Source organism: Pseudomonas sp. PDM25, from assembly GCF_019219045.1.
Lineage (GTDB): Bacteria > Pseudomonadota > Gammaproteobacteria > Pseudomonadales > Pseudomonadaceae > Aquipseudomonas.
On record NZ_JAHUWL010000007.1, the window covers coordinates 199,960 to 225,858 of the forward strand.

Annotated in this window: 18 protein-coding genes and 1 other RNA gene; 12 read left to right on the plus strand and 7 right to left on the minus strand. The window is 59.7% G+C overall.

Annotated elements, in window-relative coordinates; genetic code table 11:
• Positions 1–19: 19 nt before the first annotated feature.
• On the minus strand, positions 20–2,419 hold the full coding sequence (gene xdhB / locus KW848_RS15225; protein WP_218537343.1) for a xanthine dehydrogenase molybdopterin binding subunit: 2,400 nt from the start codon (positions 2,417–2,419) through the stop codon (positions 20–22).
• On the minus strand, positions 2,412–3,866 hold the full coding sequence (xdhA, locus tag KW848_RS15230; protein ID WP_218537344.1) for a xanthine dehydrogenase small subunit: 1,455 nt from the start codon (positions 3,864–3,866) through the stop codon (positions 2,412–2,414). Before xdhA ends, xdhB begins: the two co-directional genes overlap by 8 nt.
• A 267-nt stretch (positions 3,867–4,133) precedes the next feature.
• Between xdhA and KW848_RS15235 the strand changes: the two genes are divergently transcribed.
• The 6 genes from KW848_RS15235 (at position 4,134) to ffs (ending at position 13,520) form a co-directional block, all read left to right on the plus strand.
• Entirely contained in the window at positions 4,134–4,793 is a 660-nt protein-coding gene (locus KW848_RS15235) for a GntR family transcriptional regulator (RefSeq protein ID WP_192407083.1), read from the plus strand.
• A 2-nt stretch (positions 4,794–4,795) separates the two neighbouring features.
• Positions 4,796–8,284 (plus strand): chromosome segregation protein SMC, encoded by a 3,489-nt coding sequence (gene smc / locus KW848_RS15240; protein WP_218537345.1) that lies wholly within the window; start codon positions 4,796–4,798, stop codon positions 8,282–8,284.
• 258 nt (positions 8,285–8,542) lie between these two features.
• Positions 8,543–9,397 (plus strand): cell division protein ZipA, encoded by an 855-nt coding sequence (gene zipA, locus KW848_RS15245; RefSeq protein ID WP_111450622.1) that lies wholly within the window; start codon positions 8,543–8,545, stop codon positions 9,395–9,397.
• Positions 9,398–9,580: 183 nt separating this feature from the next.
• A complete protein-coding gene (gene ligA, locus KW848_RS15250; RefSeq protein WP_218537346.1) occupies positions 9,581–11,938 on the plus strand; it encodes an NAD-dependent DNA ligase LigA in 2,358 nt (785 codons plus the stop codon).
• A gap of 172 nt (positions 11,939–12,110) precedes the next feature.
• Positions 12,111–13,277, plus strand: coding sequence for a putative zinc-binding metallopeptidase (locus tag KW848_RS15255; RefSeq protein ID WP_218537347.1), 1,167 nt, complete (start codon positions 12,111–12,113; stop codon positions 13,275–13,277).
• A gap of 146 nt (positions 13,278–13,423) precedes the next feature.
• Positions 13,424–13,520, plus strand: an RNA gene (gene ffs, locus KW848_RS15260) — signal recognition particle sRNA small type.
• Positions 13,521–13,702: 182 nt separating this feature from the next.
• Here the strand turns inward: ffs and KW848_RS15265 are convergent.
• A complete protein-coding gene (locus KW848_RS15265) occupies positions 13,703–14,017 on the minus strand; it encodes a helix-turn-helix domain-containing protein (RefSeq protein ID WP_008146799.1) in 315 nt (104 codons plus the stop codon).
• A gap of 283 nt (positions 14,018–14,300) precedes the next feature.
• On the opposite strand from KW848_RS15265, the gene KW848_RS15270 reads away from it, so the two are divergent.
• Positions 14,301–16,001 carry a bifunctional diguanylate cyclase/phosphodiesterase gene (locus KW848_RS15270; protein WP_218537348.1) on the plus strand — a complete coding sequence of 567 codons (1,701 nt, stop codon included), beginning with the start codon at positions 14,301–14,303 and terminating at the stop codon, positions 15,999–16,001.
• Positions 16,002–16,143: 142 nt separating this feature from the next.
• Here the strand turns inward: KW848_RS15270 and KW848_RS15275 are convergent, their stop codons facing one another.
• Complete coding sequence (locus tag KW848_RS15275) at positions 16,144–16,893, minus strand: ABC transporter substrate-binding protein (protein WP_218537349.1); 750 nt, start codon at positions 16,891–16,893, stop codon at positions 16,144–16,146.
• A gap of 143 nt (positions 16,894–17,036) precedes the next feature.
• Between KW848_RS15275 and dnaX the strand changes: the two genes are divergently transcribed.
• From dnaX to KW848_RS15300, 5 genes are all read left to right on the plus strand, one after another.
• On the plus strand, positions 17,037–19,130 hold the full coding sequence (gene dnaX, locus KW848_RS15280; protein WP_218537350.1) for a DNA polymerase III subunit gamma/tau: 2,094 nt from the start codon (positions 17,037–17,039) through the stop codon (positions 19,128–19,130).
• Between the two features lie 67 nt (positions 19,131–19,197).
• Positions 19,198–19,536, plus strand: coding sequence for a YbaB/EbfC family nucleoid-associated protein (locus KW848_RS15285; protein ID WP_008028561.1), 339 nt, complete (start codon positions 19,198–19,200; stop codon positions 19,534–19,536).
• A gap of 309 nt (positions 19,537–19,845) precedes the next feature.
• Entirely contained in the window at positions 19,846–20,880 is a 1,035-nt protein-coding gene (locus KW848_RS15290) for an NADP-dependent oxidoreductase (RefSeq protein WP_218537351.1), read from the plus strand.
• A gap of 65 nt (positions 20,881–20,945) precedes the next feature.
• Entirely contained in the window at positions 20,946–21,548 is a 603-nt protein-coding gene (gene recR, locus KW848_RS15295) for a recombination mediator RecR (protein WP_111450615.1), read from the plus strand.
• Between the two features lie 183 nt (positions 21,549–21,731).
• A complete protein-coding gene (locus KW848_RS15300; RefSeq protein WP_218537352.1) occupies positions 21,732–22,880 on the plus strand; it encodes an acyl-CoA dehydrogenase family protein in 1,149 nt (382 codons plus the stop codon).
• A 140-nt stretch (positions 22,881–23,020) separates the two neighbouring features.
• On the opposite strand, the gene KW848_RS15305 is transcribed toward KW848_RS15300, so the two are convergent.
• From KW848_RS15305 to hemN, 3 genes are all read right to left on the minus strand, one after another.
• Entirely contained in the window at positions 23,021–23,569 is a 549-nt protein-coding gene (locus KW848_RS15305; protein WP_111450613.1) for an adenine phosphoribosyltransferase, read from the minus strand.
• Positions 23,570–23,648: 79 nt separating this feature from the next.
• Complete coding sequence (gene fnr, locus KW848_RS15310) at positions 23,649–24,383, minus strand: fumarate/nitrate reduction transcriptional regulator Fnr (protein WP_046047868.1); 735 nt, start codon at positions 24,381–24,383, stop codon at positions 23,649–23,651.
• Between the two features lie 131 nt (positions 24,384–24,514).
• Positions 24,515–25,897 (minus strand): oxygen-independent coproporphyrinogen III oxidase, encoded by a 1,383-nt coding sequence (hemN, locus tag KW848_RS15315; RefSeq protein WP_192407584.1) that lies wholly within the window; start codon positions 25,895–25,897, stop codon positions 24,515–24,517.
• Positions 25,898–25,899: the final 2 nt, after the last annotated feature.

Consider the following 25,899-nt stretch of genomic DNA (forward strand, 5'->3'; position numbering starts at 1 on the left):
CGAAGGCCGCACCTCGGTCTTACAGCGAAGCCAACTCGACTTCAGCCTCAACAGGCTTCAAAGACTTCAACTGCCGCATCTGCTCACAGCCCCACAACACCCGCTCCGGCGTCGCCGGCGCGTCGATTTTCGGTTGATGCTTGTAATCGCCCAGACTGGCCACGGCGTCCTTAATCGCACACCACGCAGCGATGCCGAGCATGAACGGCGGCTCGCCCACTGCCTTGGAGTGGAACACCGTGTCTTCCGGGTTTTTACGGTTTTCCACCAGCTTCACCCGCAGGTCCAGCGGCATGTCCGCCACCGCCGGGATCTTGTAGCTGGCCGGGCCGTTGGTCATCAGTTTGCCCTTGTTGTTCCACACCAGTTCTTCCATGGTCAGCCACCCCATGCCCTGGATGAAACCACCTTCGACCTGGCCGATGTCGATCGCCGGGTTCAGTGAGTCGCCGACGTCATGGAGGATGTCGGTGCGCAGCATTTTGTACTCGCCGGTGAGGGTGTCGATGATCACCTCGCAGCACGCTGCGCCGAAGGCGTAGTAATAGAATGGCCGGCCCCGCGCCTGGCTGCGGTCGTAGAAGATTTTCGGGGTCTTGTAGAACCCGGTGCTCGACAGCGAAACCTGGGCGAAATACGCCTGCTGGACCAGCGCTTCGAAGGTCAGGATGTGATCGCGAACGCGTACATGACCGTTGTGGAATTCCACGTCTTCTTCGCTGACCTTGTACTGCCGCGCGGCAAATTCAACCAAGCGTTTCTTGATGATCTCCGCCGCGTTCTGTGCGGCTTTACCGTTAAGGTCGGCGCCACTGGAAGCGGCGGTCGGCGAGGTGTTTGGCACCTTGTCGGTGTTGGTCGCGGTGATCTGCACGCGGTCCATTTCCACCTGGAACACTTCAGCCACGACCTGCGCGACTTTGGTATTCAAACCCTGACCCATTTCGGTGCCGCCATGGTTCAGGTGGATGCTGCCATCGGTGTAGACGTGGATCAGCGCACCGGCCTGGTTGAGGAAGCTGGCGGTGAAGGAAATACCGAATTTCACCGGGGTCAACGCCAGGCCTTTTTTCAGGATCGGGCTGTTGGCGTTGTAGCGACGAATCGCTTCGCGGCGCTCGGCGTACTGGCTGCTTTCTTCCAGTTCGGCGGTCATTTCCTCGAGCATGTTGTGCTCGACGGTCTGGTAGTAATGGGTGACGTTGCGCTCGGTCTTGCCGTAGTAGTTGGCCTTGCGCACCGCCAGCGGGTCGAGGGCCAGATGGCGGGCGATGGCGTCCATCACTTCTTCGATAGCGACCATGCCTTGCGGGCCACCGAAACCACGGTAAGCGGTGTTCGACGCGGTATTGGTTTTGCAGCGGTGACCGTTGATGGTCGCGTCGCCCAGGTAGTACGAGTTGTCGGCGTGGAACATCGCACGGTCGACAATCGACGCCGAGAGGTCCGGCGAACAACCGCAGTTACCGGCCAGTTCCAGGGCAATGCCGTGCAGCCGGCCGGTGCTGTCGAAGCCCACGTCGTATTCGATGTAGAACGGGTGACGCTTGCCGGTCATCAGCATGTCTTCGACGCGCGGCAGGCGCATTTTGGTCGGCTGGCCGGTGAGGTGCGCGATTACTGCGCACAGGCACGCCGGGCTCGCGGCCTGGGTTTCCTTGCCGCCGAAACCGCCGCCCATGCGGCGCATGTCGACGACGATTTTGTTCATCGACACATCGAGCACTTCGGCGACGAGCTTCTGCACTTCGGTGGGGTTCTGCGTCGAGCAGTAGACGATCATGCCGCCGTCTTCAGTCGGCATCACCGAAGAGATCTGGGTTTCCAGATAGAAGTGTTCCTGGCCGCCGATGTGCAGCGTGCCCTGGATACGATGTTCGGCGGTGGCCAGGGCGCCGGCCGAATCACCGCGCTGATGGGTGTGGCTGTCGAGCACAAAGTGGCGTTTGCGCAGCGCTTCAACCACGTCCAGCACTGGCTCCAGATCTTCGTATTCGATGATCGCGGCCATCGCGGCTTTACGCGCGGTTTCCAGGTCCTTCGCCGCAACAGCGAGCACCGGTTGACCGACGAATTGCACGTCGTCGATGGCCAGCAGCGGATCACCCGGCAGCAACGGGCCGATGTCTTTCAGGCCCGGCACGTCTTCGTGGGTAATGGCGATGCGCACGCCTTCGAAGGCGTAGCAAGGCTGGGTGTCGATGCTGATGATTTTCGCGTGAGCGCGGTCCGACAAGCGTGCGTAAACATGCAACTGGTTCGGAAATTCCAGCCGGTCGTCGATGTACTGCGCTTCACCGGACACGTGCTTGGCGGCGCTGTCGTGCTTGACGCTGCGGCCGACACCGGTGGTCAGGTCCTTGGCGAACAGTTCAGCCAATTCGGCTTGGGTCTTCTCTACAGCGTGATGATTAGACATAAGCGGTCACCCGAGTCTCGATGTGCGGTGTTTGCAGTTCGATGAAGTATTTACGCAACAGGTTCTGGGCGCTGAGCAGGCGGTATTCCTTACTGGCGCGGAAGTCCGAGAGCGGCGTGAAATCTTCGGCCAGTGCGGCGCAGGCGCGTTCGACGGTGTCGTTGTTCCAGGTGGCACCGAGCAATACGGCTTCGCAGGCCTTGGCGCGTTTTGGCGTTGCCGCCATGCCGCCGAAGGCGACGCGAGCGTCGGCGATCACGCCGTTGTCGATGCGCAGGTTGAACGCGGCGCAGACGGCGGAAATGTCATCGTCCAGACGCTTGGAGACTTTGTAGGCGCGGAACAGTTGTTCGGCGCTGGCACGCGGCACGATGATCTTTTCGATGAACTCGCTTTCCTGACGCGCGGTGACCCGGTAATCGATGAAGTAATCTTCCAGCGCCATCGTGCGGCGGGTTTCGCCTTTGCACAAAACGATCTGCGCGCCGAGCGCAATCAGCAGGGGCGGGGAGTCACCGATCGGCGAGGCATTGCCGATGTTGCCGCCGAGGGTGCCCTGGTTGCGGATCTGCAGGGAAGCAAAGCGTTGCAGCAGTTCTCCGAAGTCCGGGTACTCGGCTTTCAAGGCCTCGTAGCAATCGGAGAGGGCGGTGGCGGCACCGATTTCCAGGCGATCGTCAAAGCGTTCGATGCGCTTCATCTCGGCGACGTTGCCGACGTAGATCATCACCGGCAGGGTGCGGTGGAACTGCGTGACTTCCAGCGCCAGATCCGTGCCGCCGGCCAGTAGGCGAGCCTGTGGATAAGCGTCATAGAGGTCAGCCAGATCGGCAACGGTCAGCGGCACCAGGCAGCGCTTGTCGCCACTGTTGAGTTCGCCGATATCGGTAGGGGCGATGGCCTTCAGGCGAGCGATGGTGTCGGCCTCACAGGCGTCGAACTGGTCCGTTTGCTTGCCGCAGCAGGATTGTTCGGCGGCAGCCAGAATCGGCCGGTAGCCGGTGCAACGGCAGAGGTTGCCGGCCAGCGCTTCGTGAGCTTTATGAGCATCCGGTTGATCGCTGTTCTTTTGCAGCGCGAACAGCGACATGACGAAGCCGGGTGTGCAGAAACCGCATTGCGAGCCGTGGCACTCGACCATGGCTTTCTGCACGCTGTGCAGTTCGCCTTGGTGCTTGAGGTCTTCGACACTGATCAGTTGTTTGCCGTGCAGTGACGAAACGAACGTCAGGCACGAGTTGAGGCTGCGATAGCGAATGTGTTCGCGGCCATCGTCATCCGTTTGCAGCTCGCCAACCACCACAGTGCAGGCGCCGCAGTCACCGCTGGCGCAGCCTTCTTTGGTGCCGGGTTTGCCCACATGGTCGCGCAGATAATTGAGCACGGTCAGGTTTGGGTCCAGGGCGTGCTCGCTACGGAGTTCCTGGTTAAGTAAAAACTGGATCACGGAAGGCCTCGCAGACTCATTATTGTTGTTAACCGACTTGAACCGAATTTATCAGGTCTGACTTTGCGGTCAATGATTTTCTGACTTAAAGGTCAGGAAATAGCATTTTGTCGATCAACGACTCGTTCCTTCATTATTGACCCTCTCGGGATAGCCTGCTTTTTGCTGGATTCGTGCCAAAAACCGCCGAGTGGGCACTCCGCCATGACCCTTTATGTGCGGTACACTGCGCCGCTTGTGCAGATCGAAGAGTTTGAAGGGACAACCATGACGTTCAAGGCGCCGGACAGCCTCGCCGAGCAAATTGCTCACCACCTCGCCGAACGCATCATTCGTGGCGAAATGAAGCCCGGGGAGCGCATCCAGGAACAGAAGGTCACGCTGGCCCTCAATGTCAGCCGCGGTTCGGTCCGTGAAGCCTTGCTGATCCTCGAGCGCCGCCACCTGATCGCCATCCTGCCGCGCCGTGGCGCCCATGTGACCGAGCTCACGGCCCACAAGGTCCAGAGCCTGTGCACGCTGATGAGCGAGCTTTACATCCTGCTGGGCAATGCCGTGGCCAGCGGCTGGCAAGTCCAGGCTGACATGGCGCCGTTCGTACAAATCCAGCAGCGCTTGACCGCCAGCTACGAGCGCCAGGACATTCGCACCTTTGTCGACGACAGCTTCAGTGTGATGCGCGCCGCGTACCCGTTCGCCAACAACCCGTACTTGCAGGAAACCGTCGAGAATCTGCAGCCGGCCATGAGCCGCGCGTATTTCCTCGCCCTGGAACAGCGCAAGGCCTCGATGAGCGAGTTCCTCGAATTGTTCGAACGCTTGCTCGCCGCTGTGCTGGCCCGTGATTTTCCGCAGATCCGCATTGTGCTGACGGCGTATGCCCAGCGCAGCAGTGATCTGGTGGTTTCTGCCCTGACGGACGCCTGAGCGTGCGGCTAAAGTGCATCAAGCTGGCGGGGTTCAAATCCTTCGTCGACCCGACCACGGTGAACTTCCCCAGTAACATGGCGGCGGTGGTCGGGCCCAATGGTTGCGGCAAGTCGAACATCATCGACGCCGTCCGCTGGGTGATGGGCGAGAGTTCGGCCAAGAACCTGCGCGGCGAGTCGATGACCGACGTCATCTTCAACGGCTCGACCAGCCGTAAACCGGTGAGCCAGGCCAGCATCGAGCTGGTCTTCGATAACTCCGACGGCACCCTGCTTGGCGAATACGCGGCCTACGCGGAAATTTCCATTCGCCGCAAAGTGACCCGCGACAGCCAGACCACTTACTACCTCAACGGCACCAAATGCCGCCGCCGCGATATCACGGATATCTTCCTCGGCACCGGCCTCGGCCCGCGCAGCTACTCGATTATCGAGCAGGGGATGATCTCCAAGCTGATCGAGTCAAAGCCCGAAGACCTGCGCAACTTCATTGAAGAAGCCGCGGGCATCTCCAAGTACAAGGAGCGCCGGCGCGAGACCGAAAACCGCATTCGTCGCACCCACGAAAACCTGGCCCGCCTGACCGACCTGCGCGAAGAACTCGAGCGTCAGCTTGAACGCTTGTACCGCCAGGCCGAGGCCGCCAAGAAGTATCAGGAATTCAAGGGCGAGGAGCGTCAGCTCAAGGCCCAACTGTCGGCCCTGCGCTGGCAGGCGTTGAATGAACAGGTCGGTCAGCGCGAAGCGATCATCGGCAATCAGGAAGTCACCTTCGAAGCGCTGGTAGCCGAGCAGCGGAATGCCGATGCGGCTATCGAACGCTTGCGGGACGGGCACCACGACCTGTCCGAGCGCTTCAATCTGGTGCAGGGGCGCTTCTATTCGGTCGGCGGCGACATCGCCCGGGTCGAGCAGAGTATCCAGCATGGTCAGCAACGCCTACGTCAGCTGCAGGACGATCTGAAAGAAGCCGAGCGTGCGCGTCTGGAAACCGAGTCGCACCTGGGTCACGACCGTACGTTGCTGCTGACGCTGGGCGAAGAGCTGGACATGCTCACCCCCGAACAGGAAGTCACCAGCGCCGCCGCCGAAGAGGCTGCCGCTGCGCTGGAAGAATCCGAAACCACCATGCACGCCTGGCAAGAGCAATGGGACACCTTCAACCTGACGGCCGCCGAACCGCGTCGCCAGTCCGAAGTTCAGCAGTCGCGCATCCAGCAGCTGGAAACGAGCATGGAGCGCCTGGCCGATCGTCAGAAGCGGCTGGGCGAGGAGCGCGCGTTGCTCTCGGCAGACCCGGAAGACGCGGCGATCATGGAACTCAGCGAGCAGCTCGCTGAATCCGAAGCGACACTTGAGGATTTGCAGACCAGTGAACAAGCTCAGGTCGAAAAGCTTGAACAACTGCGTCAGGAATTGCAGCACGCGCTGACGGCGCAGCAACAGGCCCAAGGTGATTTGCAGCGTCTGAACGGTCGCCTCGCCTCCCTTGAAGCCTTGCAACAAGCCGCGCTTGATCCGGGCACCGGCACCGCCGAATGGTTGCGTGAACAGAATCTGGCCGACCGCCCGCGCCTGGCCGAAGGCCTGAAAGTCGAAGCCGGTTGGGAGCTGGCGGTGGAAACCGTGCTCGGCGCCGACCTGCAAGCGGTACTGGTAGATGACTTCGGCGATTTCGATCTGGCCGGTTTTACCCAGGGCGATTTGCGCTTGCTCAGCCCGGCCACCGATGGCGTGCGCGTGCCCGGCAGCTTGCTCGATAAAGTTGAAGCGCAGATCGATCTGGCGCCATGGCTGGGGCAAGTCAAACCGGTCGACAGCCTCGAACAGGCCTTGGCTCTGCGCAATCAATTGACCGCCGGCCAGAGTCTGATCAGCCGCGATGGTTACTGGGTTGGTCGGCACTTTTTACGCGTACGTCGCGCCAGCGAAGCCGAAAGCGGCGTGCTCGCTCGCGGTCAGGAAATCCAGCGACTGGGCCTCGAGCGCGAAGAGCGCGAAGCCACGGTTGAAACCCTCGAAACCCATCTTCAGAATCTCAGGGCGCAGCAGCGTCAGCAGGAAAACGGTCGCGAACATCTGCGCCGTCTGCTGCAAGACGAAGCGCGTCAGCAAGGTGAGTTGAAAGCCCAGTTGTCCGCCGGCAAAGCCAAGGCCGAACAACTGACCCTGCGCCGCACACGCCTGGACGAAGAGCTCACCGAGTTGGCGGAGCAGCGCGCTCTGGAACACGAAAATATCGGCGAGGCGCGTCTGCAATTGCAGGAAGCCCTCGACAGCATGGCGCTGGACACCGAGCAGCGCGAGCTGCTGCTGGCCCAGCGCGACAGCTTGCGCGAGCGACTTGATCGGGTGCGGCAGGAAGCTCGGCAACACAAGGATCACGCGCATCAACTGGCGGTGCGTCTGGGTTCGCTCAAGGCACAACACGACTCGACGCGTCAGGCGCTGGAACGTCTGGAAATGCAATCCGAGCGCCTGACCGAGAAGCGCGAACAGCTCAGCCTCAATCTGGAGGAGGGCGAGGCGCCGCTGGAAGAGTTGCGCCTCAAACTCGAAGAGCTGCTCGACAAACGCATGACCGTCGACGAAGAACTCAAGACGGCGCAGATCGCTCTGGAAGACGCTGACCGTGAATTGCGTGATGCGGAAAAACGTCGCAACCAGGCCGAGCAGCAATCGCAGTTGATTCGGGGGCAGATGGAAACCCAGCGCATGGAATGGCAGGCCCTGACCGTGCGCCGCAAGACCTTGGAAGATCAGTTGCTGGAAGATGGCTATGATCTCCACGGCGTGCTCGCCACCCTGGTGGCCGACGCCAACGAGAAAGACGCTGAAGAAGAACTCGAACGCATTTCCGCGCGGATTCAGCGTCTGGGTGCGATCAACCTGGCGGCCATTGACGAATACCAGCAACAATCCGAGCGTAAACGTTATCTGGATGCGCAAAACGACGATCTGGTGGAAGCGCTGGATACGCTCGAGAATGTGATTCGCAAGATCGACAAGGAAACCCGAAACCGCTTCAAAGATACCTTTGATCAGATCAATGGCGGTTTACAGGCCCTTTTCCCAAAAGTTTTCGGTGGAGGACGCGCCTATTTGGAACTGACGGGCGAAGATCTACTCGATACAGGGGTAACGATCATGGCGCAGCCGCCAGGAAAGAAGAACAGCACCATCCATTTGCTCTCCGGTGGCGAAAAAGCCCTGACTGCCTTGGCTCTGGTTTTTGCCATCTTCAAGTTGAATCCGGCGCCGTTCTGCATGCTCGATGAGGTTGACGCGCCATTGGATGACGCTAACGTTGGACGCTACGCACGGCTGGTCAAAGAGATGTCGCAGACGGTGCAGTTCATCTATATCACCCACAACAAGATCGCCATGGAAATGGCCGAGCAACTGATGGGGGTGACGATGCACGAGCCGGGTTGTTCGCGTCTGGTGGCAGTGGATGTCGAGGAGGCGATGGCGATGGTGGATGCCTGAGTCGGCGCTTGTAGGAGAGGTATTTTTAAGTTGTAGGACTTATTTACCTCCCTTGACTTGCTGGCCAATCGACATATTCGCGCAAGCCGTTGTGACAGACGGTGTAAAGTTGCCTTTGGTCGTGCTAGTTTAATGTCAATTTTTCGTATACGTGGGCAAAACGCCTGTCAGAACATAGAGTTGGCGCCACGTTTTAAAGCGGTTTACGAGTTGTAAACCTCTTATTTTTCAGCATTTTTTATAGAGGCACGGGATTACATGGAAATCGGTCTGCGCGAGTGGCTGATCGTCATCGGCATTATTGTCATTGCCGGTATTCTTTTTGATGGCTGGCGTCGCATGCGCGGCGGCAAGGGGAAACTGAAATTCCGTCTCGACCGAAGTTTGTCCAATTTACCGGACGAGGACACCAGCGCTGAGCTGTTGGGCCCGCCCCGTGTGCTGGATACGCATAAAGAGCCGCAACTGGACGAGCACGATCTGCCGTCGGTGAGCATGCCTGCTCGTGAGCCGCGTGAGTCGGGTTCCAAGCGCGGCAAGCGTGGCCATGGCGAGCCTTCGCAAGGCGACATGAACCTGAGTCTGGATCTGGACGGCGGCCCGAGCTTCAGCAGCCGGGACGACGATTTCCCGGACGACACCAAGGCTTCGAGTTCGGCCAGCGACAAAGAACAACCGCAAGCCGAAGAAGTGCTGGTGATCAGCGTGATCTGCCGCGACGCCGCCGGCTTCAAAGGCCCGGCGCTGTTGCAGAACATTCTGGAAAGCGGTCTGCGTTTTGGCGAGATGGACATCTTCCACCGCCACGAAAGCATGGCCGGCAATGGCGAAGTCCTGTTTTCGATGGCCAATGCGGTCAAGCCGGGCGTCTTCGATCTGGACGACATCGACCACTTCAGCACACCGGCAGTGAGCTTCTTCCTCGGTCTGCCAGGCCCGCGTCATCCGAAGCAAGCCTTCGACGTGATGGTGGCTGCGGCGCGCAAACTGTCCCAGGAGTTGAACGGCGAACTGAAAGACGATCAGCGCAGCGTACTGACTGCCCAGACGATTGAGCATTACCGTCAGCGCATCGTTGAATTCGAACGTCGCGCCCTGACCCAGAAACGCTAAGGTCAAAACATCGCAAGCTGTGCCAGCTCCTACAGGATCACCAAACCCTGTAGGAGCCGAGCTTGCTCGCGATGACGATCTCAAGGACGCCATCGCCGGCAAGCCGTGCTCCTACAATGAGTTTGTGCCGCACTAACAGATTGAGCAGCCTCGGCTGCTCTTTTGCTTTATGAGAGAACACCCATGACCGCCGCCAAAAACCGCATTCTAGAGCTGCGCGATGAACTCGATCAGCACAACTATCGCTACCACGTGCTGGACGAGCCGAGCATTCCGGACGCCGAATACGACCGGTTGTTCCACGAGCTCAAGGCCCTCGAAGCGGCCCATCCCGAACTGATCACCAGCGACTCGCCAACCCAGCGCGTCGGCAGTGCGGCGCTGTCGGCGTTTACACAAGTGCGTCACGAAGTGCCGATGCTCAGCCTCGGCAACGCCTTCGAAGAAACCGACATGCGCGAGTTCGATCGCCGGGTAACCGAAGGTCTCGACCTGCCGGTTGGCGACTTGTTCGGCGGCGGCGCGGCGGTGGAATACAGCTGTGAACCCAAACTCGATGGCCTGGCGGTCAGCTTGCTGTATCAGGACGGCGTGCTGGTGCGCGGCGCGACTCGCGGTGACGGCACCACTGGCGAAGACATCAGCGTCAACGTCCGTACCGTGCGCAACATTCCGCTCAAGTTGCACGGTACGGGCTGGCCAGCAACCCTGGAAGTACGCGGCGAAGTGTTCATGTCCAAGGCCGGTTTCGAACGCCTCAACGCTACGCAGCTGGAAGTCGGCGGCAAGACCTTCGCTAACCCGCGCAACGCGGCGGCGGGCAGTTTGCGCCAGCTCGATTCGAAGATCACCGCCAACCGCCCGTTGGAATTTTGCTGCTACGGCATCGGCCAGATTTCGGCCGATATAGCTGATACGCACATTGGCAATCTCAAGCAGCTCAAGGCTTGGGGAATGCCGATCAGTCATGAGTTGAAACTGGCTCACGGCATCGCTGAATGCCTGGATTACTACCGCGACATCGGTGAGCGCCGAAATTCGCTGCCTTACGAAATCGACGGCGTGGTGTTCAAGGTCAACAGCATTGCCTCTCAGCGTGAGCTGGGCTTCCGTGCTCGTGAACCGCGCTGGGCGATCGCGCACAAATTCCCGGCGATGGAAGAACTCACTGAATTGCTCGATGTGGAATTCCAGGTCGGTCGTACCGGTGCAGTGACGCCGGTGGCGCGCTTGAAGCCGGTCAAGGTCGCCGGTGTGACTGTGGCCAACGCGACATTGCACAATATGGACGAAGTGGCGCGTCTGGGCCTGATGATTGGCGATACGGTAATCATTCGCCGCGCTGGCGATGTGATTCCGCAGGTGGTGCAAGTGGTCCTCGAGCGTCGTCCGGACAACGCACGGCCAGTACAGATTCCCGAGAAGTGCCCAGTCTGCGGCTCGCATGTCGAGCGCACGCAACTGGTCAAACGCAGCAAAGGTCGCGAGACCGTCAGCGAAGGCGCGGTGTACCGCTGCGTCGGTCGTCTGGCCTGCGGTGCGCAACTCAAGCAGGCAATCATTCACTTCGTCTCCCGTCGCGCCATGGACATCGAAGGCCTGGGCGAGAAGAGCGTCGAGCAACTGGTGGACGAAGGGCTGGTGAGTTCGCCAGCTGATTTGTACGCGCTGACGTTCGAACAGATTGTCGATCTGGAAGGCTTTGCCGAGTTGTCGAGCAAGAACTTGCTCAGCGCCATCGAAGACAGCAAGCAGCCGAGCCTGGCGCGCTTCATCTACGCTCTCGGGATTCCCGATGTCGGCGAAGAGACGGCCAAGGTGCTTGCGCGTTCTCTCGGCTCTCTGGAGCGGGTTCAGCAGGCATTGCCGCAGGTACTCACGTACTTGCCGGACGTGGGCCTGGAAGTGGCTCATGAGATTCACAGCTTCTTCGAAGATGCGCATAACCAGCAGGTGATCAAGGATCTGCTCAAGCACGGCATGCAAATTCAGGATCAGGGTGAACTGGGCGCCGAGTTTGCCGCCAGCACTACGCTGGGTGGCTTCCTCGACAAGCTGCACATCCCTTCGGTCGGGCCGGGTGGGGCGCAGAAGCTGGCGGACAAGTTTGGTTCGCTTGAAGGTGTTTTCAGCGCCGACTGGCTGGATATGCGCCAGGCGCTGCCGGAAAAACAGGCCACTTCGGTTCGGGAGTTCTTTGCGGTTGCGCAAAATCGCCAGATTGCCGAAGCCGCCGAGAAACAGCTGCGCGATTTCGGCATGCACTGGCAGAGCGAGAAGAAAGTCGTCGAAGGCTTGCCGCTGGCCGGGCAGACCTGGGTGCTGACCGGTTCGCTGGAATTGATGAGCCGCGACATCGCCAAGGACAAACTTGAAAGCCTCGGTGCCAAGGTGGCGGGCTCGGTGTCGGCCAAGACTCATTGCGTGGTGGCCGGGCCGGGTGCAGGTTCCAAGTTGACGAAGGCTAATGAGCTGGGATTGAAGGTTCTGGATGAAGAGGCGTTTGTCGAGTTTCTGAGTAAGCACGATATTTTGGTGTGATGCCATTCGCGAGCAAGCCCGCTCCCACATTCGATCGCATTCCTTCGGGAGAACCGGGTTAAATGTGGGAGCGGGCTTGCTCGCGAAGGCGATAGTTGCCGTTGCGCAAAAAGCGGGAACGATCTTTGCGCGGGGATGATCTAGTCTTGGCAAGCCTCAGGGAGAGATCGTCATGTACCGCTTTTTCGAACAGCTCAGTGCGCGCATCGCCACGCCCTTCATCGGCGAAAGCTCGCGCAACAGCAAGGTCTGGCAGTGCCGTTGCGGGCAGTCGCTGTTTTTTCGCAACAGCCAGTGTCTGGCATGTTCGGCGGCGTTGGGTTATCAACCGGAGCAGGGTCGCCTGTCGTCGCTGCAGCCCGGCGTGCAGGCTGATACCTGGTTGCTCGACGCCGATCCCGAAGCGGGTGTCTTTCGCCGCTGCGCCAACCTCGATTCCCCGGCCGCGTGCAATTGGCTGTTGCCCGCCAATGACCACGATGCGTTATGCATCGCCTGCAGCCTGAACCACACCATCCCCGACCTGTCGATTGCCGAAAACCACGAACGCTGGCGCAAGGTCGAAACAGCCAAGCGGCGACTGGTCGCACAGTTGGTCAGCCTGGGTTTGCAGGTGATTCCCAAAACCGTGGACGAAGAGACGGGTCTGGCGTTCGATTTCATTGGTGTCGACCTCGAAGGCAAGCCGCCCACCACGGGTCACGCCAACGGTCTGATCACCCTCGATATCAAAGAAGCCGACGACGCTCATCGCGAGCGGATTCGGGTGCAGATGCACGAACCTTATCGCACATTGCTCGGGCATTTTCGGCATGAGGTCGGGCATTACTACTGGGATCGGTTGATCGCCAACAGCCATTGGCTGGAACCGTTCCGCGGCCTGTTCGGCGACGAACGCGCCAGCTACTCCGACGCTCTCGAACGGCATTACGAGCAAGGCGCACCGCTTGACTGGCAGCAACATTACGTCAGCGCCTACGCGACCATGCACCCGTGGGAGGATTGGGCCGAAACCTGGGCTCACTACTTGCACATGATGGATGCGGTGGATACGGCGTTGGGGTTCGGAATGAGTGCCCGGGAGATGGATTTCGACTATCAGCCGTTTCCCCCAAGCACCCTCTACGATCCACAGCATCCCGGCGGCGCGGCGTTCCTGTCGTTCGTCAATGCGTGGATCGAACTGGCCGGCATGCTGAATGAGTTGTCGCGCAGCATGGGGCAGCCGGATTTCTATCCGTTCGTCCTGCCGCCGGCAGTGATCGCCAAGCTGCACTTCATCCACCTGGTGATCCAGCAAGAGGGCGGCCGGGCGGATGAGGTGTTGCAGGACTTGTAGCAACTGCTACGGACAGTGGTATTTCGCGCCCTGCGCATGTCCTTGACCTGATTCATATTTTTAATCTGGATCGAACGGTTGTAACTTCGTCTCAGATAGGTACAATGGCGCCGTTCGCCGTCAGGTGAACGTCGTTATGGTGATCCCATCGGTCCCCCCGCAACGATTACCCGTGAACCTGGTCAGATCCGGAAGGAAGCAGCCACAGCGGGAACATTGTGTGCCGGGGTGTGGCTGGTGGGGTTGCCTCCATAACGCACCGCGAGTCCTCTCTCGCGTTATCTGTCTAAAAAATTACATACGTGTTGCTCTGCCAGGGATCTTGTCCAGGCGGTGTTTTTTCGTTTCCGGTTTTCAGGGCGAACACATAAAAGGAGGCCGAGCTGTCGAATGCGACAGCTCGGCCTCCTTTTTTATTTCTGGCACTAAGGCTTGGACAAGGCCTGGTCAACCGCTGCAATCAGCTTTCCCAGATCCTTCGGGGTGGCTTTATGTATGACACCGAACAGATACGCCCGCTGTTCATCTTCATCGCCTAAATCTGCGAAAAAGGCTTTCAGCTTTACACCCAACACATCAGCAAACAGGAACAAGGCTTCCACGCTGGGGGTGTAGGTACCGGTTTCGAAGCGGCTGATGGTTTTGGGGTCAAAACCGGTTTTTTCACCGAGTTCAGCCTGAGTAAGCCCAGCGACCTTGCGGTAGCGCCGAATGGCCGCACCCAAACTTGAAATTTGCATCGCTTAATTCCCATTTAGAATCAAGAACTTAACGATAGATTTTTGCATTAGACAACTGCATGATCCATCACCTTGCTTTGCAAAATGTGATGCGTTTCGTAGAATCGCCGCTCAAAATGGGTATTTGCGGCCTTTAAGGTTAGTTGATCTCAGCTGTCAGGAGGCCATCAACCGCTGTTCATGGAGTGATAACGTGTTGCTGCGCATTACCTATAAAAACATCTCTTCCGGGCATCCTGCACTGGTCGAGCGGTATCACCGCTAGCCACAGCGAGCCTGACTCATGGATGAGAAATACCGCAGGGCCGTGGATGCCGCCGCGATTTTTTCCGAGACTGATCTGAGCGGCCGGATCACCCACGTCAATGATCAGTTCTGTGCCGTGTCCGGCTATAGCCGCGAAGAACTGCTCGGGCAGAACCATCGTCTCCTCAACTCGGGTCTGCACTCCGCCGACTTCTTCGCGGCGATGTGGCGCACCATCGCCTTGGGCAAGGTCTGGAAAGGCGAGATTTGTAATCGCGCCAAGGACGGCAGCCTGTATTGGGTCGACAGCACCATGGTGCCGGTGCTCGATGACGCTACCGGGCGGGTTGACCGTTACCTTTCGATTCGTTTCGACATCAGCGAAAAACACCAATTGCTGCATTCACTGCAATGGCGGGTGGGGCATGACGTGCTGACCGGGCTGCCGAATCGCGCGTTCCTCTCGGATTTGCTGGATCAGGCGCTGGAGTTCTCCCGTCACGAAAACATCCCGCTGGCGGTGTGCATGCTCGATCTTGACGGCTTCAAAGCGGTCAATGATGGCTACGGGCATGCCAGTGGCGATCAGCTGTTGGTCGAGGTGGCCAAGCGTTTGCGCACCATTGTTCGCGGCGAAGATGTGGTGGCGCGGCTGGCCGGTGACGAGTTTGTGCTGGTGTTGCGATACGTGCGGGATTTGCCGGAACTGCGTGCGGCGTTGAACCGGGTGCTCGGCGCTATTTCGGCGCCGTACTCGCTGCATGGCAAGGGCGTCAATGTGTTTGCCAGTATCGGCGTCACCCTGTTCCCCCTCGACAATGAAGATGCCGAAACCCTGCTGCGTCATGCCGATCAGGCCATGTACGTGGCGAAACAACGCGGTCGCAATCGCTTTCATGTGTTCGACGTGTCCCGGGATCAGGAGGTCAAGGCCACTCACCAGACGGTCGAACGAGTGCGCCAGGCGCTGGCTGCCGGTGAATTGCGTGTGCATTTCCAGCCCAAGGTGAACATGCGTCGCGGGGAGGTTGTCGGCTTCGAGGCGTTGTTGCGTTGGCAGCATCCGCAACACGGCATGATGCCGGCCAGGGAGTTTTTGCCGCTGGTGGAAGAAACGGACCTGATCATCGATATCGGTGAGTGGGTAATGGATCAGGTCCTGTCGCAGTTGCACCATTGGCAGCAAGCGGGGCAGGGCTGGCCAGTCAGCATTAATATTGCGGCACGACATTTCCAGCGCGCGGATTTTGTCGGCCGGCTCAAACACGTGCTCGCCCGGCATGCCCAGGTGGCTCCGCAGATGCTCGATCTGGAAATCGTCGAGTCGGTGGCGATTGAGAATATTCAGCACGTCAGCGCCTGTTTACAGGCCTGTCAGGCGCTGGGGGTGCAGTTTTCACTGGGGGGCTTCGGCACCGGTTATTCGTCCCTGAGCAACCTCAAGCGATTGCAAACCCAAACCATCAAGATCGACAAGTCGTTCGTGCGCGACATCATTAATGATCGTGATGATCTGGCCCTGACCATGGCGGTCATTGGCCTGGCGCGGGCCTTTGGCCGGCAGGTGATCGCCGAAGGGCTGGAAAGTATCGAGCACGGTGAATTGCTGCTGAGCCTGGGCTGCGAAGTTGCTCAAGGCTGTTTCATTGCCCGGCCGATGCCGTCCGCAGAAGTACCGGGTTGGGTTGCGGGGTTTGTCGCGCCAGTGCAATGGCAGGCGCTGGATCAAGCAGGCTGAAGTTTTGTGATCAACACCGGCCCCTTGTGGGAGCGGGCTTGCTCGCGAAAGCGGTGTGTCATTCAGCATTGATTTTGATTGATACACCGCTTTCGCGAGCAAGCCCGCTCCCACAAGGGGACGTGTCTATCAGAAAGATCTATTAAGGTGTGCCGGGTTCCGAGCCGATATACAGTCGAATGATGTCGTCGATTTCCCCGGACATTTTCATTCGCACCAAGGTGCGCAAAATGCGCTGCACGGGCACCTTGGGATCGTTGCGCACATAACAACCGACACTCTGTTCCTGCAAAACCGCCACGCCTTGCAGTTGCTGGCCAGGCAGCAGGCGCTGATTGAACCAGTCCAGCGTCCATTGATTGCTTACGGCGTAGTGATAGCGTCCGGCCAGCAGTTTTTCCAGCACCTGCTCCTGATTGCGCGCGTCTTCGCGATGCAGTCGGTCGGCGTCAAACAGCGGTTGCAGGGTCGGGTAGCTGTAGCCGAGTACCGTGCCGATGGGTTGTCGCGACAAGTCCGCAGGTATCACTGAGGTCAGCGGATCTGGCCGGCTGATCAGCATGTCGCGCTGAAACCACAGTGGAATGCTCCAGATGTAGTCCCCGGACTGATTCGGCTGCCAGGACTGCGCGGCATAGCAGCGGATATCGACCTCGCCATGTTCCATGGCGTTTTGCACCCGAGTGCGAGGCAGCACGTGAAATTCGGCCGGCACGCCGACCTGGGTCGCGAGGCTGACCATCACGTCGTGCAGGATGCCTTGGGTAGGGCGGCCGCGGTCCAGTTGCACCATCGGCATCGCCCAACTGTCGGGCACCACGAAGCGCAATGGCGGCTCGGCGCCAGCGACATTCAGGCTGATCAACAGCAGTGCCCCCAAGGCCAGCCGCATAAACGCTCCGGTGCTGATAAAACCCGAGCCGATAAAAGCCCCCGAAGACCATCTTAGCCAGATTAGACGAGCGCACCGGATGCAATTTTGGTCTTGCTCCGATAGCATTAGCTGCTTCTGTTCCTTCGTTGCGACGGTTTTCGATGAGTTATCAGGTTCTTGCACGTAAATGGCGTCCGCGCTCGTTCCGCGAAATGGTCGGCCAGACCCATGTGCTCAAGGCTCTGATCAATGCCTTGGACAGCCAGCGGCTGCACCACGCCTATCTGTTTACCGGTACCCGCGGGGTCGGCAAGACCACCATCGCGCGGATCATCGCCAAGTGCCTGAACTGTGAAACAGGTATCACTTCAACGCCTTGCGGCGAGTGCTCGGTGTGCCGCGAGATCGATGAAGGTCGTTTTGTCGACTTGATCGAGATCGACGCCGCGAGCCGGACCAAGGTCGAAGACACCCGTGAACTGCTCGACAACGTGCAGTACGCGCCGAGCCGTGGGCGCTTCAAGGTCTACCTGATCGACGAAGTGCACATGCTCTCCAGCCATTCCTTCAATGCGCTGTTGAAAACCCTTGAAGAGCCGCCGCCCTACGTCAAGTTCATCCTGGCGACCACCGACCCGCAGAAACTTCCCGCAACGATTCTTTCGCGGTGCCTGCAGTTCTCTCTGAAGAACATGACGCCGGAGCGTGTGGTCGAGCATTTGACCCATGTGCTGGGTGTCGAGAACGTGCCGTTCGAAGACGACGCACTGTGGCTGCTGGGCCGTGCTGCCGACGGTTCGATGCGCGACGCCATGAGCCTGACCGATCAGGCGATTGCCTTCGGTGAAGGCAAAGTCATGGCTGCCGACGTGCGGGCGATGCTCGGCACACTCGATCACGGTCAGGTCTACGATGTCTTGCATGCGCTGATCGAAGGCGACGCCAAGGCCTTGCTCGAAGCCGTCCGTCATTTGGCTGAACAAGGCCCGGACTGGAACGGCGTGCTCTCGGAAATTCTCAACGTGCTGCACCGTGTCGCCATCGCCCAGGCCCTGCCTGAAGGCGTCGACAACGGTCATGGCGACCGTGACCGGGTGCTGGCGCTGGCCCAGGCGTTGCCGGCCGAAGACGTGCAGTTCTATTACCAGATGGGCCTGATCGGTCGCCGCGACTTGCCCCTGGCGCCAGACCCGCGCGGTGGTTTCGAAATGGTCCTGCTGCGAATGCTCGCGTTCCGCCCGGCAGACACCACGGACGCGCCGAGGCAACCGCTAAAGACAGTGGGGATCAGCCAGGCCACAGTTGATTCCGCAAATTCAGTGGCTGCCGCGCCCGTTGTTGCGCCGGTAGTCGCTGCGGCAGTTGCACCCGTTGCGCCCGTTGCGCCTGTGCCGGTTGCGACGGTGGTTGCTCCAGTACAAGCGCCCGAGCCTGAGCCGGTCGCGCCCGTCGTTGCGCCTGAGCCTGTCGTTGAAGCAGCAGCGGTCGAAGTCGTTGTCGATCTGCCCTGGAACGATCCGATAGAACCCGAAGGCGTTCAGCTACCTGCTGTCGAGCCGGTGCTGGAAACTGCCAGCGAGCAACCCGAATTGGCGCCGATGCCTATGCCAACGCCAGACAGCGTGGTCCCTGATGCGCCGGAGTGGGCCGCTGCGCCGATTCCGGAGCCGTCGGTAGCCGACGTCGATGCCGCGACGCCAGGCATGGACCTGGACGACGAGCCGCCGCTGGACGAGGACTACATCGAGCCGGACATGGAGTCGGCCTACAGCTACCTCGATGAACTGGCCAGCGAACACACCACCGAGCCAGCACCGGAAGCCGAGCCTGAGCCGGCCGCCATGCCGGCCACCGGTCTGGCGTTGCAATGGCTGGAGTTGTTCCCGAAACTGCCGATCTCCGGCATGACCGGCAGCATCGCCGCCAACTGCACGCTGATCGCCGTCGAGGGTGACAATTGGCTGATGCACCTGGACCCGGCCCACAGCGCGTTGTTCAACGCGACTCAACAGCGTCGGCTGAACGATGCGTTGAACCAGTTTCACGGGCGTACGCTGACCCTGCGCATGGAGCTGATCAAGCCTGAGCAGGAAACCCCGGCCCAGGCTGCATCCCGTCGCCGTGCGAACCGTCAGCGCGAGGCCGAAGAGTCGATCCACGGTGATCCGTTCATCCAGCAAATGATGCAGCAGTTCGGTGCGGTGGTCCGTAACGATACTATTGAACCTGTCGAGACCCTGGTCACTCAGGGCTAATAACTGAAGGTGTTCGACCGAAAGGGCCGGGCGCTGTATTTATCCAAGTACTTTTGAGGTGATTCCCATGATGAAAGGTGGCATGGCCGGCCTGATGAAGCAGGCACAGCAGATGCAGGAAAAAATGGCCAAGATGCAGGAAGAACTGGCCAACGCCGAAGTCACCGGTAAAGCCGGTGGCGATATGGTCACCGTGGTGATGACCGGTCGTCACGACGTCAAGCGCGTGACCATCGATCCAAGCCTGGTCGAAGGCTTGAGCGAAGACGACAAAGAGATGCTGGAGGCCGTGTTCGCCGCCGCCGTCAACGATGCCGTGCGCAAGATCGAAGCCAACAGCCAGGACAAAATGTCCGGCATGACCGCTGGCATGCAACTGCCACCGGGTATGAAACTGCCATTCTGATTCGCCAAAGCGCTTCGGATGGGCTACAAAAAAATGCCAGGCATCGCGCCTGGCATTTTTGTTTCTGGCTGATGGGAATGCGTCGCAGTGAGGCCGTCTTCGCGAGCAAGTCGAATCGTCGCACCGCCGCTCCCACCTTTAACCGCATTTCCCTGGGAGAACTCGGTCGAATGTGGGAGCGGCGGTGCGACGATTCGACTTGCTCGCGAAGAAGTCGACTCGGTCCTGCTGAAGAAACATCGAACGCGCTATCGTCACAACGGTCTGCTCCCTATACCGCCAAATTCATCGATCAAAGGAGACGCTCACATGCCACAAGCATTGACCCTCAACCAACGTATCGTCCTGGCGTCCCGCCCGGCAGGCGCGCCGACGCCGGAGAATTTCCGCCTGGAGCGCGTTGCACTGCCGGACCTGGCCGACGGTCAGGTGCTGCTCAAGACCCTTTACCTGTCACTCGATCCCTACATGCGCGGACGCATGAGCGACGCGCCGTCCTACGCCGCACCGGTTGAGATCGGTGAGGTGATGACCGGTGGCGCTGTCAGCCGGGTCGAGCGCTCGCTGAATCCGAAGTTTCAGGAAGGTGATCTGGTGGTCGGTTCTACCGGTTGGCAGAGCCACAGCCTCAGCGATGGTCGCGACATCATTCCGGTACCGTCCGGGCTGCCGAGCCCGTCAATGGCGCTGGGCGTGTTGGGCATGCCCGGCATGACCGCGTATATGGGCCTGATGGATATCGGCCAGCCCAAGGCCGGCGAAACCCTGGTGGTGGCGGCTGCATCCGGCGCGGTGGGGTCGGTGGTCGGTCAGGTAGCGAAGATCAAGGGCTTGCGCGTGGTCGGCGTGGCCGGTGGCGTGGACAAGTGCCGTTATGTGGTCGATGAGTTGGGTTTTGATGCCTGCATCGACCACAAGAGCCCGAATTTCGCCGATGAATTGGCCAAGGCGTGCTCCGAGGGCATCGACATCTATTACGAAAACGTCGGCGGCAAGGTGTTCGATGCCGTGCTGCCGCTGCTCAATCCCAAGGCGCGAATTCCACTCTGCGGTCTGATCGCGTCCTACAACGCTCGCGAAGCACCGACCGGCCCGGATCGACTGCCGCAATTGCAGCGCACGCTGCTGACCAAGCGCGTGCGAATCCAGGGCTTTATCGTGTTCGACGACTACGGTGATCGTCAGCCGGAATTCGTCAGCGCCATGGCGCCGTGGGTGCGGGACGGCAAGGTGAAGTTCCGCGAAGACGTGGTCGATGGCCTGGAGCAGGCACCTGAAGCGTTCATCGGTCTGCTGGAAGGGCGCAACTTCGGCAAACTGGTTGTGCGGGTCGCCCAGGACTGAGTAATTGACGCTAAACAGAGGCGCGGGTATAAACCGCGTCTCGTTGTTTTGTCGGACTTTTCCCCATGAGCTTCAGCCCTTTGATTCGCCAACTGATCGACGCCCTGCGAATTTTGCCAGGTGTGGGTCAGAAAACTGCCCAACGCATGGCGTTGCAGCTGCTCGAGCGTGATCGCAGCGGCGGCTCACGATTGGCCTCGGCACTGAGCCAGGCCATGGAAGGGGTGGGCCATTGCCGGTTGTGCCGCACGCTGACCGAAGACGATCTCTGCCCGCAATGCGCCGATACCCGTCGCGACGACACCTTGCTCTGCGTGGTGGAAGGGCCGATGGACGTCTACGCGGTGGAGCAGACCGGCTTCCGTGGTCGCTACTTTGTGCTCAAGGGCCATCTGTCGCCACTCGACGGACTCGGGCCGGAAGCCATCGGTATTCCGCAACTGCTGGCGCGGATCGAAGAGGCGGGCACGTTCACTGAAGTCATTCTGGCGACCAACCCGACCGTGGAAGGTGAGGCAACAGCGCATTACATTGCCCAGTTGCTCAACAACAAAGGCCTGATCGCCTCACGCATTGCCCATGGCGTGCCATTGGGTGGCGAGCTGGAATTGGTGGATGGCGGGACGCTGGCGCATTCGTTTGCCGGGCGTAAGCCGATCGTTTTGTAGTGTTTGAATTGACGCCTTCGCGAGCAAGCCCGCTCCCACATTGGATTTGTGGTGTTCACAAAACCCCTGTGGGAGCGGGCTTGCTCGCGAAGGGCGCGCTTCGGTCTCCCTGATTCACACAATCCTGTTGAAAACCAAGCAAGCGCTCGGTTAACTTCGCTGAACCTTCAGTGGAGCCCGCCGATGCCTGCCTTTCAGGAATACTTCGACCCCAGCCACCAATTGGTCCGCGACAGCGTCAGACGTTTCGTCGAGCGTGAGATCTTGCCGGACATCGACCAGTGGGAAGAAGCCGAAAGCTTTCCCCGCGAGCTTTACCTCAAGGCCGGCGCGGCGGGGATTCTGGGGATCGGTTATCCCGAAGCCCTGGGTGGCAGCCATGAAGGTGATCTGTTCGCCAAGGTCGCCGCCAGCGAAGAACTGATGCGCTGCGGCTCCGGCGGTTTGGTGGCGGGGCTCGGCTCGCTGGACATCGGCCTGCCGCCGATCCTCAAGTGGGCCAGGCCCGAAGTTCGCAATCGCGTTGTGCCTCAGGTACTCGCCGGCGAGAAAATCAGCGCCCTGGCCGTGACCGAGCCCAGTGGGGGCTCCGACGTTGCCAACCTGCAAACCCGCGCCGTGCGTGACGGCGACGTCTACCGGGTCAGCGGCAGCAAAACCTTCATCACCAGCGGCGTCCGCGCGGATTTCTACACCGTCGCGGTGCGCACCGGTGCGCCGGGTTTTGCTGGCATCAGCTTGCTGTTGATCGAGAAGGGCACGGCCGGTTTCACCGTTGGCCGTCAGTTGAAGAAAATGGGTTGGTGGGCGTCGGACACGGCCGAACTATTCTTCGACGATTGCCGGGTGCCGGCAGGAAATCTGATCGGTGCCGAAAACATGGGCTTCGCCTGCATCATGGGCAACTTCCAGAGCGAACGCCTGGCGCTGGCGCTAATGGCCAACATGACCGCGCAACTGGCGCTGGAAGAAAGCCTGAAATGGGCTCACCAGCGTGAAGCCTTCGGTAAACCCATCGGCAAGTTTCAGGTGCTCAAGCATCGCCTTGCCGAAATGGCCACGGCGCTGGAGGTGTCACGGGAATTCACTTACCGCCAGGCGGCGAAAATGGCGGCGGGGCAGAGTGTGATCAAAGAGATTTCCATGGCCAAGAATTTTGCTACCGACACGGCTGACCGGATTACTACGGATGCGGTGCAGATTTTGGGTGGCCTCGGTTACATGCGCGAGAGCCTGGTGGAGCGGCTGTATCGCGATAACCGGATTTTGTCGATCGGCGGCGGGACGCGGGAAGTGATGAACGAGATCATCAGTAAGCAGATGGGACTTTGAGTTTTTGCGGTGTTGCGGCTGACGCCTTCGCGAGCAAGCCCGCTCCCACATAGGATCTCCTGCGTACACAAATCTTGTGTCTGACAGTGAGCCAATGTGGGAGCGGGCTTGCTCGCGAAGGCGTCAGTCCAGGCGCTGCTTTATTTATCGCTCAACGCAAACTGCGTCAGGCAAAACGTCGGAATCCCCATATCTTCCAAACGCTGCGACCCGCCCAACTCCGGCAAATCAATGATCGCTGCCGCTTCATGAACCCGCGCGCCCATGCGTCGAACCAGGTTCGCCGCGGCAATCAGCGTCCCGCCCGTGGCGATCAGGTCATCGAACATCACCACCGAATCACCCTCGCACAGGCTGTCGGCGTGGACTTCGAGGAAGGCTTCGCCGTATTCGGTCGCATAACCCTCGGCCAGCACGTCGGCCGGCAGTTTGCCTTGCTTGCGGAACAGCACCAGCGGCTTGTTCAACTGATAGGCCAGGATCGAACCGATCAGAAAACCACGGGCGTCCATCGCGCCGATGTGGGTGAAGTCGGCCTCGACATAACGATGGGCGAAACTGTCCATCACCAGGCGCAGGGCCGTGGGCGACTGGAACAGTGGGGTAATGTCGCGAAAGATCACGCCCGGCTTGGGAAAGTCGATCACAGGGCGGATCAGGGATTTGATGTCGAAGGAGTCGAAGACCATCGTCGAGGTGTCCTGGCAGGCTGCAAACGACGCAGTATAACGGCGGCTGAACCGTTTCGCTCAGCCGCCATCGCCGAAATCAGCCGTCCAGCGAGCCGCCGGCCAGGGCGCAGAGCTGGATCGGGTCGAGGATATGGATTTCCTTGCCTTCAGCCGCAATCAGTTCGTTTTGCTGGAAGCGCGTGAACACCCGGGACACGGTTTCCACTGCCAGGCCCAGGTAATTGCCGATTTCGTTGCGCGACATGCTCAGGCGGAACTGGTTGGCCGAGAAACCCCGGGCGCGGAAACGGGCCGACAGGTTGACCAGGAACGTGGCGATGCGCTCGTCGGCGGTTTTCTTCGACAGCAGCAACATCATTTGTTGATCGTCGCGAATCTCGCGACTCATCACGCGCATCAACTGACGGCGCAGTTGCGGCAGTTGCAGCGCCAGTTCGTCGAGGCGTTCGAAAGGGATTTCACACACCGACGTGGTTTCCATGGCTTGCGCCGAGACCGGGTGTTTTTCGGTGTCCATGCCCGACAGGCCGACCAGTTCGCTCGGCAGGTGGAAGCCGGTGAGTTGTTCTTCGCCGCCATCGCTCAGGCTGAAGGTCTTCAGGGCACCAGAACGTACTGCATAAACAGAATCGAAGGTGTCGCCCTGGCGGAACAGGAATTCGCCCTTTTTCAGCGGGCGGCCACGTTTAACAATTTCGTCCAGCGCATCCATGTCTTCCAGATTCAAGGAAAGTGGCAAACAGAGAGGGGCCAGGCTGCAATCCTTGCAATGGGCCTGACTATGAGCGCGCAGCTTTACTGGCTCGGACATTTCTTCAATCCTTGTGGGAAAAAACACACATAAGCCGTAAGGGTAACCCACGGGAGGACATTCAGGCACGCGGCGATTTTGTCGCAGGGTCGTAAAGTCAGCGTTTCGCTGACCGGCCAGTGAGGTGATGGCTAGATCACCCGTGAAAACCGCTGGCGATTGTGCTGTTCCAGGTACGCGTCGAACACCATGCACACCGAGCGCACCAGCAATCGTCCGGCGGGCAATACGGTGATCCGTTCGTTATCCAGTTCGATCAGACCGTCGTCGGCCATTCCCTGCAACTGCGGCCAAAGTTCACCGAAGTAACCCTGAAAGTCGATGTTGAAGGCGTGTTCGATCGCGGCAAACTCCAGGCTGAACGTGCAGATCAGTTGCTGGATGACCGCACGTCGCAGACGGTCATCGGCGTTGCACAGCAGGCCCCGGCTGGTGGCCAGCTGAGAGCTGGCCAGCGTGTTCTGGTACTGATTCAGGTCGCTGTTGTTCTGGCAATACAGATCGCCGATCTGGCTGATGGCTGACACGCCCAGGCCAATCAGGTCGCAATGACCGTGGGTGGTGTAGCCCTGGAAGTTGCGTTGCAGGGTCGATTCTTCCTGAGCAATCGCCAGTTCATCGTCGGGCAGCGCGAAGTGGTCCATGCCAATGTAGCGGTAGCCGGCCTTGGTCAACTGCTCGATGGTGCCCTGGAGCATTTCCAGTTTTTGCGCCGGTGTCGGCAGTTCGTCGCTGTTGATGCGCCGTTGCGACATGAAGCGTTCCGGCAGGTGCGCGTAGTTGAACACCGAGAGGCGGTCCGGTTGCAGGTTGATCACTTCATCAACCGTGCGGGCGAAACTCTCGGGTGTTTGCCTCGGCAAGCCATAGATCAGGTCAATGTTGATCGAGCGAAACTGCAGCGTGCGGGCAGCGTCGATCACCGCGCGGGTTTCTTCCAGGCTTTGCAGGCGATTGACTGCTCGTTGCACTGCCGGATCGAGGTCTTGCAGGCCGATACTGACCCGGTTGAAACCCAGTTCACGGAGCAGGCCCATGGTCGACCAGTCAGCTTCGCGAGGGTCGATTTCGATGCCGTAGTCGCCGGAATCGTCGTCCAGCAAGTTGAAGTTCTTGCGTAACTGGGCCATCAACTGGCGCAGTTCATCGTGACTGAGAAAGGTCGGAGTACCGCCGCCAAAGTGCAGTTGCTCGACTTTCTGTGCAGGATCGAGGTGGCAGGCGATCAGCTGGATTTCCTGCTCAAGGCGCTGCAAATAGGGCTGGGCCCGGCCGCGGTCCTTGGTGATGACTTTATTGCAGGCGCAGTAGTAGCAAATGTTCGCGCAGAACGGCACGTGCACATACAGCGATAACGGGCGCAGGGCTTTACGGCTGTCACGCAAGGCGTGGAACAGGTCGAACGTGCCGATCTGACCGTCGAATTGCACCGCGGTCGGGTAGGAGGTGTAGCGCGGTCCCGCCAGGTCGTAACGGCGGATCAGGTCGGTGTCCCAACGAATGGCGTCGAGCATCA